Below are 12,593 nucleotides of genomic sequence, written 5' to 3'. Positions count from 1 at the left end.
TTTTGAAAAATATCCTGGGGGAATGCGCGCGTTGCGCGCGCAAGGGGGGCAACGCCCCTTATTCGGCCGCTATGCCGGCTCCGGTCCTGCGCATCTCGCTTGCCTCCAAGGGAAACACTTTCGCCGGGTTCAGCAACCAGGCCGGATCGAACGCATCTTTCACCGCCATCTGGATATCCAGATCATCGGGTTCGAACTGATCCACCATCAGGTCGCGTTTTTCGATCCCGACGCCGTGCTCACCAGTCAGGCATCCGCCCACCTCTACACAAAGCTTCAGGATATCCGCCCCAAAGCGTTCGCACAGTTCCAGATCACCGGGTTTGTTGGCATCAAACAGGATCAACGGGTGCATATTGCCATCACCGGCATGAAACACATTGCCCACGCCCAGCCCGTATTGCTTGCTCATTTCACCGATCCGACGCAGCACATAGGGCAGTTGGTTGACCGGGATGGTGCCGTCGAGACACATATAATCGTTGATCTGACCCATCGCGCCGAAGGCCGATTTGCGGCCCAGCCAGATGCGGGCGCTTTCATCGGCATTGGTGCTTTCGCGCAGCTCGACCGGGTTGTGCGACCGGGCGATGGTCAGAATCTTGTCCAGCTGCTCGGCGATTTCCTCCTCGCTCCCCTCGACCTCGACGATCAGCAGGGATTCGCAATCGGGGTAGCCCGCGCCGGCAAAGGCCTCGGTCGCGCGGATGACGGGGCGGTCCATGAATTCGATCGCCACCGGCAACAGGCCCGCCTTGATGATGTCGCTGACGCATTCGCCCGCCACTTCGTTGCTGTCGAAGCCCATCAGAACGGGCCGCGCACCTTCGGGCTTGTGCAGGATGCGCAAGGTGGCTTCGGTCACCACACCGAGCTGGCCTTCGGACCCGCAGACGACGCCCAGCAGATCCAGCCCGCCCGCATCCAGATGCGCACCGCCCAGTTCCACCACGGTGCCATCCATCAGCACCATGGTCACGCCCATCAGGTTGTTGGTGGTCACGCCGTATTTCAGGCAATGCGCGCCGCCCGAATTCATCCCCACATTGCCCGCGATGGCGCAGGCCAACTGCGACGACGGGTCGGGAGCGTAAAAGAATTCGTTTTCCTCCACCGCGCCAGTGACGCTGAGATTGGTGCGCCCGGCCTGGACCCGGATGAAACGGTTTTCGTAATCGGTCTCAATCACCTCGTTCATCCGCGATACACCAAGGACCACGCTGTCGGCGGTGGGCAGAGCCCCCCCGGCAAGAGATGTACCCGACCCGCGCGGCACCACAGGAACACCCAATTCGTGGCAAAGGGACAGAACCGCAGACACTTCTTCGGTATTGGCGGGCAGCACCGCCACCAGCGGCGGACAACGATATGCGGTCAGGGCATCGCATTCATAAGCGCGGGTTTCGACCTCTTCATGGATCACCGCGTTGTCGGGCAGAACCTGCAACAGACGTTTAACCAATACCGGCTTGATCGCCAGTATTTTTGCATCGGGCTTCGGCATCTGCATGGCTCATCTCCTATAATTGGTAAACTAATATAACCAAAACGACAGGCCTGCAATTCTTTTCCGTGGCCTTGCTGCGTCACTGACTTGCGCAAACCGGACGACGCGGGCAGTAAAGGGGCATGGATTGGGTAAAAATCATACATATTCTATGCGTCATGGGCTGGATGACCAGCATCTTCGCAGTGCCGCGGGCGTTGATATTCTGGAAGCGCGAATATGACCGGCTGGGGGAATTCGGACCCTTGGGCGATCTGACGATCCGGCTTTATCGATTTTCCACCGGCTTGGCGCTGATCGCGCTGGCAACCGGGCTCTGGCTCGGCTGGAATTTGGGCTTTCCCGGTTGGGTCTGGTTAAAACTGGGACTGGTTACGGCGCTGGCTGGTCATTACGCATGGACCGGGAAAATGGTCATGGCAGCGCGCAAAGGGAGCTTTCGTGAAAGCGATATGTTCTTGAGGATTTTTAATGAAGTCAGCGTATTCGGTGTCATCGCGGTGCTGTGGACCGTCGTCGTGCAACCGTTCTGAGCCATGCAGATCCTTGATCGCTTAACCCTGTTCACCGTACTGGATTTCGTCGCTCTGGGATTGTTATTCCTGGCTTGGTTTCTGATTGGTTGGTTGATTCAGCATCCCAATCGCAAGCGGCCATCGGTTTCGGTTCTGATGGCACGCTACCGGCGCGAATGGATGCGGCAAATGGTGACCCGGCAACCCCGCATTTTTGACGCCCAGACGCTGTCAACGCTGCGCCAGGGCACCTCGTTTTTCGCCTCAGCGGCGCTGATTGCCATCGGCGGGGCGCTGGCCGCAATCGGCAATGCCGAACAACTGGTCGGCGTGGCGCATGACCTGACCCTCAACGCCGATCCTAAATTCGTCTGGGTGATCAAGCTTCTGGTGACCCTGCTTCTGCTGACCAACGCGTTCCTGAAATTCGTCTGGTCGCATCGGTTGTTTGGATATTGCGCCGTACTGATGGGGGCCGTTCCCAATGACGCCAAAGACGCCGCTGCCCTGCCACGCGCACTGAAGGCCGCCGAGATCAACATCACCGCCGCGCGCAGTTACAATCAGGGTCTGAGGTCGATCTATTTCGCTCTGGCCAGCACCGCTTGGCTGGCTGGTGCGATTGCGCTGATCGCTGCAATCGCGGCGACCTTCGCGGTGCTGTGGCGGCGTGAATTCGCATCGAATTCCCGCTCGATCCTGATGCAGGAAGACGACACGACAGGGCACACGCAGTCGTGATTCCGCCTGACAGTCAGCAGTGCTAGAATAATTTCATGACACGCCTTTTCACGCTCCTGGCAGCCTTGTTGCTGACCGTCTCTGCCGCGCGCGCCGAGATTCCGGAAATCCTTGCCGTCGAAACGTCCCGCGTCGGAATGGGCTGGCGCATTGATGTGACGATGCAGCACCCAGACACCGGATGGGATCATTTCGCCGACGCCTGGGAAATTCTGGATGCTGACGGCAACCGGCTCGGCATTCGCAAACTGATGCACCCGCATATGGATGAACAGCCATTCACCCGCTCACTGATGAATGTGATGGTGCCTGACGGCACCCGCGAAGTGTTCATCCGGTCCCATTGCATGGTCGGCGGCTGGTCACAGGACACAGTTCCGGTACGGTTGGAACGCTAGCCCGCCATCAGCTTTGCCGCTTACCGGCGGCCTTCACGCAGCCAGCCAGCCAGGATCAGGCCCAGGCTCAGCAGCAGAACCAGCCACGGCGGCAACAACGGAATGCGCGTAACCGATAGGGTTTCAGACGCCGCACGCGGGGTGATGCCGATCCATCCACGCCCCGAGGCCGGACGCCCAGCCCGCACGTCCCGAATACGCGGCAATCCATCTGACAGGTGCATTACCCCGCCGCCCATGGGATTGATCACCGGACGCAGCGCATTCCCGCTGGCGATAGTTTCCTCAAACTCGCGCGGCGCGGCTGGACCCAGACCGATCACCGCCTCGGCATCGGCCTGTTTCAGCCGGTAGAGCCCGATCTCGTCGCCGTGAAATTCGGCGACATGTTGTCCCGGTGCGGTCTGCTGCATTTGCAAAGTCACCGTATTGCCCGATGGCGTAATAACCTCAACCAGGCCGACAGTTTCCTGCAAGGTTCGGCGCAGAATATGCAAATCCTGTCCAGTGGCCGTGGCGGTCAGCATTTCCTCTTCCAGTTCGGGTTCCTTCATCATCCAATGCGCCAGCCGCCGCAGCAATTCCAACTGCGGTCCGCCACCTTCGAACCCACGCGCCCAAAGCCACGCCTGATCCGAGGCCAACAGCGCGATCCGACCTTCACCAACCCGGTTCAGTAACAGCAGCGGCGCGTCTTCGGCCCCGGTCATCACAACTTCGCCGTCTTCAGGCTCCACTTCGATTTGGCGCATCCAGCGGCCCCAATCGCCAGTCCATTCGGCCTTCAGCCCTGCGGTGACCGGATGGCGTTCGCCCAAATCCGTAACCGCAGGCCGATAGCCCTGTTCGATTACCCGCGCCGTAGGACGCGCCGGAATGATCGTTGCCAAAGGCGAACGGTAAATTGAATCGGCACTGGCGAAATCGGGTCCCGCGGCGATCAGAACCGCACCGCCATCGCTGACATATCGGCGTACATTTTCCAGATAAAGCGATGGCAAAATACCACGTCGTTTATAACGGTCGAAGATGATCAGATCGAAATCGTCGATCTTTTCCAGAAACAATTCGCGGGTCGGAAAGGCGATCAGCGACAGCTCCGACACCGGTACGCCATCCTGTTTTTCCGGCGGTCGCAGGATGGTGAAATGCACAAGATCGACCGAACTGTCGGATTTCAACAGATTGCGCCATGTCCGCCCGCCGGTATGCGGTTCGCCACTGACCAACAGCACCCGCAAACGGTCACGCACACCGTTGATCTGCACCAGCGCGGTATTGTTACGGTCGGTCAATTCACCCGCCGCTTCGGGCACTGAAAACTGAATCACGTTGCGGCCGCCATGGGGCAGCGTCACCGGCAATTCAAAAGTCCGTCCCAACGGCACCATGACGCGGGATGTCTCGCCTCCGTTCAGGGTCAGGTCCAGCGGTGCCCGGTCGTCCCCCTGCGGCGCGTCACCGGTGTCTTCGATCCTGAATTTCAACGTCACCGGTTCGCCCAGAATGGCAAAGGCAGGCGCGGTTTCCACCACCAGCCGCCGGTCCCAGTCTTCGGGCTTTCCGCTCAACAGCAGATGCATCGGCGCGGGCAGATCCGGCACCCGATCCAGATCATGCACCTGACCATCGCTCAACGCGATGATCCCGGCGATCCGGGCCTGCGGTTCCTGCGCCAAGGCATCGGACAATGTGCTGAGCAGCAAAGTGCCGCTATTGTCCGGACCATCGCCTAGTTCAACCCGTCGCACTTCGGTATTCGGACGTGCGGTCAACCGCTGCTCCAGCAAATCAGCTGCCATTTTGGTCTGACCGGCCCGGTCGGACAGTGCCTGGCTGGCAGATTTGTCTTCGATCAGCAGAACGATATCGCTCAGCGCCGCGCGATCTTCCTGCCGATAGGACGGTCCTGATAGCGCCGCAACAATCACCGCTCCGGCCATCAGCCGCAGCGCCCAGCCCGCCAACCCACGCCAATAGGCCAGCCAAGCCGCAGCCAGCACCAGCCCAGCCAGCACCAGCAGCACACCCCAGGGCAATAACGGATCGAATATGATGCCCCCGGTCATTGGCCCAACCTTTCCAGCAACGCAGGCACATGGACCTGATCGGATTTGTAATTTCCGGTCAGTACATGCATGACCAGATTGACCCCGAAACGGTACGCCAGTTCGCGCTGGCGTTCGCCGGAAAATCCACGCCCGACCGGATAAAGTGGATTGCCCTGAGGGTCGGTGGCCCAGGCCGCCGCCCAGTCATTGCCGCCGATGACCACCGGCGTCACCCCGTCATTGAGATTTCGGAACGGCATACCTTCGACCTTTTCAGCCCCCGGCGCTGCCGCTTCGACCCAGATATCGCGCCCCGCGAACCGGCCCGGGAAATCCTGCAACAGATAAAATGTGCGGGTCAGCACGTGATCGCCCGGTAAGGGTTCCAGCGGCGGAATTGCCAACGGTTCGGCCAACCGACGCAATTTGCGCCCGTTCGGGCTGGCGGTTCCGAACCCGGCGATATCGGCGTCGCGGGTATCGAACAGGATCATGCCGCCTGTTCTGATATATCGATTGAGCCGCTCATAAGCATCGGCCGACGGGATCGGCTGATCTTCGGTGATGGGCCAGTACAATAACGGGTAAAACGCCAGTTCGTCGCGTTCCAGATCGACGCCGATTGGCAGGTCCGGTTCGACCGAGGTACGAAAAAACAAGGTATCCGACAGACCGGTCAACCCGGCGCGGGACACCTCGTCGACCCGGGTATTTCCGGTCAGAACATAGGCCAGCACCACTTCGGATGTGGCGCTGAGCGTGTGCCGGTCGTCCTGTACCTCTTGCGCCCGTGCGCCGGATGCGCCCGGCACGATCAATCCCGGACCCAGCACCAGCAGGAAAATCAGCGTCGCTGCCTTACCCCCGCGCAGCGATATCCGTCCCGACAACATCAGCGTCGCGATCACATCGGCCAGCAGGATCATCACCGCCAAAGCCAGAAGATAGCCCGACAGCGGAACCTGTTCAGGCCGGTCCAAGCCCGCGACCGATACCGATGCCGGCCATGTCGCGGCAACCAGTTCTCGATCAGCTGCCATTACGTTGCGCGCAATAAGACGGTTTTCACCCTGATAAAGACCTGGGCGAAGTTCCGGACCCAATGGAGCCTCGGCAAGGTCTTCGCCCGCCACACCGATCAGGTTTCCTGCATCTTGCAAACGCCCGAACCCATCCAGAACACGCAACGGTTGCCAAACTGACCCGGCCAGATCTTCGGCATCTGGTTGGCCGATAACCGAGGACACTGCAAGCCGGTCCAGCATACGCACGAACAGGCCGGACAACGGCAGGCTGGACCATTCGGCATTGGCCGAGACATGGAACAGAACTACCTTGCCCTGCCCCAGCTTCTTGCGCGTTACCAGCGGGGTGCCATCGGACAGTTGCGCAATCACCCGTTCGGCGAGCGATGGATCGGGCTGTGCCATCACCTGTGCCGATACGGTAACATCTTCGGGGACCGCCAGACCGTAAAACGGGCTATTATCGGTAAAAGGGGCCAACGTCTTGGGTTCGCCCCAGCTCATCGCGCCCCCCACAGTGCGCCCGCCCGACCGCAGCCGCACCGGCATCAGGGGATGTTCTTCGCTGCGGCTCAGATCGCTGGCCGCCAGATGCGGTCCAGCGAAACGCAACAACATTCCACCCTGTTCCACCCATGCCTGTAACGCCTGCTGTTCCGCTTCGGGCAACCCGGCAACATCAGCCAGAATGATCACATCGGGATTGGCGGGCAGGATGTCGCCCAGGCTGCCCTGCAACAGATCGGCCGAAGGCAGCAATGCCTGATGCAGGTAATGCAGCGGCGACAGCAGTTCCAACCCTTCGCGGTCATCCCGTTCGGTAATCAGCGCCACTTCGCGGCGTCGCAGACTGTCGTCGCTCAACACCACCGCCCCGGCGCTGCGTTGACCCAGAATATCGAACCGGCTGACTCGTGCCCGCAATTCGGCCGGCAAAGACAGGCGCGCTTCGGCGCTTTTAGCCCCCGATTCGATCTGCAAGGGCAGGGTCGCCAACACCCGTTCCACCCCCGCCGGATCGCGGCCATGGGCGCGCAGTTCCAGTGGCACAGCGCCATGCACCCGGTCGCGCACCGCGGTCAGGCGAATTTCGCCATCCTCAAAAACCGGCGGCATCAGAGCGACCGAACCTTGGCCGCCTTCGAAAACCTCTACCTGTCCCCGATCCTGCAACGCGGCGAGCAGCCGGTCATGACTGTCAAATTGCAGACCGTCCGACATCCAGATGGTGTCAAACCCACCATCGATATCTTGTATGATCGCCAATGCGTCTACGATCCCGGCCGCCGTCGGTTCCCAGGCCAGCGGTTGTAGCCCGGGCAATCGCGCACGCAAATCGCCCGCCGGTTGGAAGGTCAGCGCTTCGGGGTCGCTCAACTGTAGCACCGCAGCGGTGCGCCCGGATTGTTCGGCGTCGACCAACAGCCGGTCCGCCACGTCGATCCGCGCCTCCCAGTTCCGCGCCCCGGCCCAGCCACCATCCAGTAGCAGCAGCACAGGGCCGGACCGCGCCTGTCCCTTGGCGTCTGGATTCAGCACCGGTCCTGCCAGCCCGACAATCACCGCCGCCGCCGCCATCATCCGCAGCAGGATCAGCCACCAAGGCGTTTTATCGGTCACGCTGTCATCGTCTTTCAGCCCCAACAGAAGCACAACACCGGGAAAGCGGCGACGCAACGGTGCCGGCGGCACCGCCCGCAGCAGCAGCCACAGCACCGGCAATACTACCAGCGCCCAAAGAAGCCACGGCGTCGCAAATCCGATCTGTGCCAATCCGGCCATCAGACGGTCCCCCGGTTCAGCGCATGCCACAGCCACAGTAACGAAACCTGCGCGCTGTCACTGGTGTGATGAGTATGAAATTGCCACCCTGTCACCGCGCAAAGACCCGCCAAATCCGCCTTGCGCCGTTCCAGCCGCTGAAGATAACGGTCACGCAATTCACCCGCCTTCAGGGTTTCATGGCTTACCGTTCCGCCAACGCTTTCGAAAATCGTGCGGCCCTGAAACGGGAAGGCTTCCTCGGAGGGGTCCAGCACTTGCAAAAGAATGCCGCGCACGCCGCGATCGGCGGCTTTGGTCAAGGCCTGCCGCACCGCATCGATATCACCCATGAAATCGGACAGGAAAACAGCACGTGCCTGAGGGATCATCGCACGCGCTTCAGGCACGCCATAATCGGCGGGTTCATCAAGCGCCAGGAACTCGGCCAACCGCAAGATTTGGTTATTGCCCCGCCGCGGCGGCAGTAGCGTGCCGGTCAGCCCGACCCGTTCGCCGCCACGCACCAGCAAGATCGCCACGGCCAGCGCCAGCAATCGGGCGCGGTCGGCCTTTTCCGGCAGGTCGTTGTGAGATGCAAACCGCATCGACGCCGCCTGATCGACCCAAAGCATAACGCTTTGCGCGATCTGCCATTCGCGTTCACGGACGTATTGCGCATCGCCCCGCGCCGAACGGCGCCAGTCGATCATCCGTCTTGAATCCCCTGGCTGCACGGGCCGGTATTGCCAAAAATCATCCCCCATACCCGCGCGGCGCCGACCGTGTTCGCCCAGCAGCACCGTCCCGGCCAAATGTTCAGCCCGGGCTAACAGCGGAGGAAGCGACGCGGCCTGTTCTTCGGCTCGCGCCCGAAGGGGAGGTGTCAGGGTCAAGCCGCAGCCTCGATTCGGGTGGTGCGCGCGACGGTGGCCTCGATCAGATCGGCAAGGCTATCGCCCCGCGCCCTTGCGGCGAAATTCAACGCCATCCGGTGGCTCAGCACCGGGCGCGCCATTGCCACCACGTCATCGACAGACGGTGCCAACCGTCCCTGCAGCATCGCCCGCGCCCGCACCGTCAGCATCAAGGCCTGTGCCGCGCGCGGCCCGGGTCCCCACGCCACGGTCTGTTTCACCCGTTCGTCGGCGGTTTCGTCATCGGGCCGGAAGGCGCGGACCAGATCGAGGATCGCTTCGACCACGCTGTCGCCGACCGGCATTTGCCGTAACAGAGTCTGGGCGCGGATCAATTCGGCGGCGGTGAAAACCTGATGCGCTTTATCTTCGTCGACCCCCGTGGTCGCCAGCAAAATATCGCGTTCGGTCTGACGGTCAGGATAGGCCACGTCGATCTGGACCAGAAAACGGTCAAGCTGCGCTTCGGGCAGCGGATAGGTGCCTTCCTGTTCGATCGGGTTCTGCGTTGCCAGCACGTGAAATGGCTCGCCCAATGCGCGGTCTTCGCCTGCCACGGTAATGTGATATTCCTGCATCGCCTGTAGTAATGCAGATTGCGTCCGTGGGCTGGCGCGATTGATTTCATCAGCCATCAGCAGCTGACAAAAAATCGGGCCGGGCACGAATCGGAACGACCGGCGGCCTTCACTATCGGTTTCCAGAACTTCGGACCCGAGGATATCTGCCGGCATCAGATCCGGGGTGAACTGAATCCGGTTTCCGTCCAGCCCCATCACCGTGCTTAGCGTGTCGACCAGACGGGTTTTCCCCAGGCCAGGCAGGCCAATCAGCAGCGCATGACCGCCGCACAAAAGCGCGGACAAGGTCAGGTCGACAACCTGTTCCTGACCAATGAACCGCCTTGTGATCGATCCCTTCGCCTCGGCCAGTTTTTCTTCTAATGCCTCGATCTCGACCAGAAGGTCATTGGGATCGGTCATGGTCAAACTCCGTTATCAGGGGTACGTTTCATATTGAGTGTATCTCGCCAAACGCAAATGGCAAAAACTATGAGCGAACAAATGTCCGTGAAGCCATCATCAGAAAGTCTAAGCGCCGCCGCCCGCGCCGCCTCCAAGGGCAAGGGCCTGCCGCCTGTGCATCTGTGGAACCCGCCATTTTGCGGCGATCTGGATATGCGCATTGCCCGCGACGGGACTTGGTTCTATCAGGGCACCCCGATCGGGCGGCCCGAACTTGTTCGTCTGTTTTCCACGATCTTGCGAAAGGATGATGACAAATATTTCCTTGTCACTCCGGTCGAAATGGTCGGCATCACTGTCGATGACGCGCCTTTCGTGGCGGTGGATTTCGAAGCCGAGGGCAATGGGCAGGATCAGGTTCTGACCTTCACCACAAATGTCGGCGACAAGGTCGCAGCAGGACCAAAGGCCCCGATCCGGGTGGAACGCGATCCGGAAACCGGGGAACCGTCGCCCTATGTGCTGGTCCGCACTAATCTTGAGGCGCTGATCGACCGCAAAAGCTTCTACAGGCTGGTCGATTTGTCAGAGCATCACGATGTTGACGGTACAAGCTGGTTCGGCCTGTGGTCGGGCGGTCAGTTTTTCCCAATCATCCCGTCGGATGAACTTCCGGATTAATCGGCCTGCTGAAACACTGCTGACAGAATGCTGTCAGCAGCCCTGTGTCATAGGTTGTCCGTCAATCAATGATACGAGGAAAAATACATGACACAGAAACCCATCGTCGTCTGGTCCGAAATCCCGGTTTCGGATATGCAGAATTCCATGGTCTTCTACCAAACCGTTTTCGGATATGACATGTCATTGGATGAAACCGGACCCAATCCCATCGCCGTTCTTGGCAACGCCATGGGAACCGTCGGCGGGCATCTTTACCCTGGAAACCCGGCCCAAACGGGTCAGGGCCCGACCCTGCATCTGGCGGTCCCCGGCAAACTGGAAGACGCGGCCACCCGCTGTGCCCGAGCAGGCGGCACCGTGTTGAGCGAACCGATCGCGATCCCTCCGGGCCGCTTTGTCTATGTCCGAGATCCCGACGGCAATTCGTTGGGTCTGTTCGAACCGGCAGCCGCCTGATGCGCCGCGCCGATCGCCTGTTCCAGATCGTGCAATATCTGCGCGGTGGGCGGTTGGTGACTGCGGCGCAGCTGGCCGAAAAGCTGGAGGTCACGCCGCGGACAATCTACCGCGACGTGGCCGATTTGATCGGTTCGGGCGTTCCAATAGAGGGCGAAGCCGGGGTCGGCTATCTGATGCGCGACGGCTATGACTTGCCGCCCCTGATGTTCAGTTCGGACGAAATCGTGGCGCTGGTGGCCGGAGCAAGAATGATCCGCGCCTGGGGCGGTACTGCGATGGCCGCCGCCGCCGAAGAGGCGCTGGTCAAGATCAATGCGGTTCTGCCCGAGGCGGCCCGCGACCGGGCCGAAGAGGTGCAGGTACACGCCCTCGCTCTGCAGGACATGACCGACGACCTGCGCGACCTGATCGACCGTGTCGAGGCCGCTGCCAATACCCATATCCGGCTGCAAATCAACTATGAAGACGAAGCCGGCGCCGCGTCCAGCCGCAGCGTTCGCCCCTTGGGGCTGTGGTTCTGGGGTAAAATCTGGACCATGGTCTGCTGGTGCGAATTGCGCGAAGATTTCCGCATGTTCCGGCTGGATAGAATCCAGGGCCTGACCCAAGGGGAAAGGTTCAAACCCCAATCGGGCCAGACCCTGCGCGATTTCTATCGATTGAAAGCTTACAAACGTCGCAGCTAGCCTCTGGGTGTCACCTGCCGGATCAACCCTTCCTGCGCGGTCGAGGCCACCAACCGCCCGTCGCGGGTAAATATCTGACCGCGGTTGAAACCGCGCGCGCCACCAGACCATGGACTGTCCATTGCATAAAGCAACCATTCGTCCATACGGAAATCATCATGGAACCAAACCGCGTGATCAAGGCTGGCAAATTGCATGTCGGGATCGACGAACGCCTTGGCAAAGGGCAGAACAGAGGTCCCCAGCAAACCGTAATCCGATGTATAGGCCAACGCCGCCCGGTGCAGATTGGAATCGTCGCCAAAGGGGCCACGTACCTTGAACCACATGTTCTGAACCGGCTCCTGCGGGTCTCGGGTAAAGGGCGCACGTAACCCCACCGGGCGCATTTCGATCGGACGCGGGACGCGCAACCATTCCAGAAAGGCTTCGGGCAGTTGGTCTTGCATCCGTTCGCCAATCTGTTCGTCGCTTTCCAACTCTTCCGGCATCGGCACATCGGGCATTTGCGCCTGATGCGCCAGACCGGGTTCGATGACATGGAAAGAGGCTGCCAGATTCAGGATCGGTTTGCCCGACTGGATCGCCACCACCCGACGAGTTGCGAAACTGCGGCCATCACGATCGCAGTCAACTTGGTAGAGTACCGGTTTGGTGGCATCGCCCGGGCGCATGAAGTAGGCGTGCAATGAATGTACCGGACGGTCCGTCCCGACGGTGCGGATTGCTGCCATTAACGCCTGACCGATCACCTGACCACCAAAAGATCGCCCACGCCCCTGCGGGGTGGCGATACCGCGGAAAAAGTTATCCTCAACCGTTTCGACTTCAAGCACGTCATGAAGCCATTTCACCATGTCGATTCTGGGTTGATCCGTCATCGT

At 60.6% G+C, this 12,593-nt stretch carries 12 protein-coding genes; 6 read left to right on the top strand and 6 right to left on the bottom strand.

Going from position 1 to position 12,593, the window contains the following annotated elements:
* Positions 1-58: 58 nt before the first annotated feature.
* Positions 59-1,510, bottom strand: coding sequence for an FAD-linked oxidase C-terminal domain-containing protein (locus tag VOI23_RS08470; RefSeq protein WP_323784091.1), 1,452 nt, complete (start codon positions 1,508-1,510; stop codon positions 59-61).
* 119 nt (positions 1,511-1,629) lie between these two features.
* On the opposite strand from VOI23_RS08470, the gene VOI23_RS08465 reads away from it, so the two are divergent.
* The 3 genes from VOI23_RS08465 to VOI23_RS08455 are packed head-to-tail and all read left to right on the top strand — an operon-like array spanning position 1,630 to position 3,161.
* Entirely contained in the window at positions 1,630-2,040 is a 411-nt protein-coding gene (locus tag VOI23_RS08465) for a CopD family protein (protein ID WP_323784089.1), read from the top strand.
* A gap of 3 nt (positions 2,041-2,043) precedes the next feature.
* The gene (locus VOI23_RS08460) at positions 2,044-2,763 is read left to right on the top strand and encodes a DUF599 domain-containing protein (RefSeq protein WP_323784087.1); all 720 of its coding nucleotides are present in this window, start codon (positions 2,044-2,046) and stop codon (positions 2,761-2,763) included.
* 35 nt (positions 2,764-2,798) lie between these two features.
* Entirely contained in the window at positions 2,799-3,161 is a 363-nt protein-coding gene (locus VOI23_RS08455) for a hypothetical protein (protein WP_323784085.1), read from the top strand.
* 20 nt (positions 3,162-3,181) lie between these two features.
* Here the strand turns inward: VOI23_RS08455 and VOI23_RS08450 are convergent, their stop codons facing one another.
* Genes VOI23_RS08450 through VOI23_RS08435 form a run of 4 tightly spaced genes read right to left on the bottom strand, consistent with a single transcriptional unit; the run spans position 3,182 to position 9,898 of the window.
* Positions 3,182-5,230: a hypothetical protein gene (locus tag VOI23_RS08450; RefSeq protein ID WP_323784083.1), complete on the bottom strand. Its 2,049-nt coding sequence runs from the start codon at positions 5,228-5,230 to the stop codon at positions 3,182-3,184.
* Entirely contained in the window at positions 5,227-8,019 is a 2,793-nt protein-coding gene (locus VOI23_RS08445; RefSeq protein ID WP_323784081.1) for a DUF4159 domain-containing protein, read from the bottom strand. The genes VOI23_RS08450 and VOI23_RS08445 overlap by 4 nt, the downstream gene beginning before the upstream one ends.
* Positions 8,019-8,894 (bottom strand): DUF58 domain-containing protein, encoded by an 876-nt coding sequence (locus VOI23_RS08440; RefSeq protein ID WP_323784079.1) that lies wholly within the window; start codon positions 8,892-8,894, stop codon positions 8,019-8,021. Before VOI23_RS08440 ends, VOI23_RS08445 begins: the two co-directional genes overlap by 1 nt.
* A complete protein-coding gene (locus VOI23_RS08435) occupies positions 8,891-9,898 on the bottom strand; it encodes a MoxR family ATPase (protein ID WP_323784077.1) in 1,008 nt (335 codons plus the stop codon). Before VOI23_RS08435 ends, VOI23_RS08440 begins: the two co-directional genes overlap by 4 nt.
* Before the next feature lie 69 nt (positions 9,899-9,967).
* Between VOI23_RS08435 and VOI23_RS08430 the strand changes: the two genes are divergently transcribed.
* The 3 genes from VOI23_RS08430 (at position 9,968) to VOI23_RS08420 (ending at position 11,709) form a co-directional block, all read left to right on the top strand.
* Positions 9,968-10,561, top strand: coding sequence for a DUF1285 domain-containing protein (locus tag VOI23_RS08430; RefSeq protein WP_323784075.1), 594 nt, complete (start codon positions 9,968-9,970; stop codon positions 10,559-10,561).
* 87 nt (positions 10,562-10,648) lie between these two features.
* Entirely contained in the window at positions 10,649-11,020 is a 372-nt protein-coding gene (locus VOI23_RS08425; RefSeq protein ID WP_323784073.1) for a VOC family protein, read from the top strand.
* Entirely contained in the window at positions 11,020-11,709 is a 690-nt protein-coding gene (locus tag VOI23_RS08420; RefSeq protein WP_323784071.1) for a YafY family protein, read from the top strand. Before VOI23_RS08425 ends, VOI23_RS08420 begins: the two co-directional genes overlap by 1 nt.
* Here the strand turns inward: VOI23_RS08420 and VOI23_RS08415 are convergent.
* On the bottom strand, positions 11,706-12,590 hold the full coding sequence (locus VOI23_RS08415) for an acyl-CoA thioesterase II (protein WP_323784069.1): 885 nt from the start codon (positions 12,588-12,590) through the stop codon (positions 11,706-11,708). The two genes, VOI23_RS08420 and VOI23_RS08415, sit on opposite strands and share 4 nt — an antisense overlap.
* Positions 12,591-12,593: the final 3 nt, after the last annotated feature.

The organism is Thalassovita sp., assembly GCF_034670005.1.
GTDB lineage: Bacteria > Pseudomonadota > Alphaproteobacteria > Rhodobacterales > Rhodobacteraceae > Thalassobius.
This window is presented reverse-complemented; position numbering and strand designations above follow the sequence as displayed.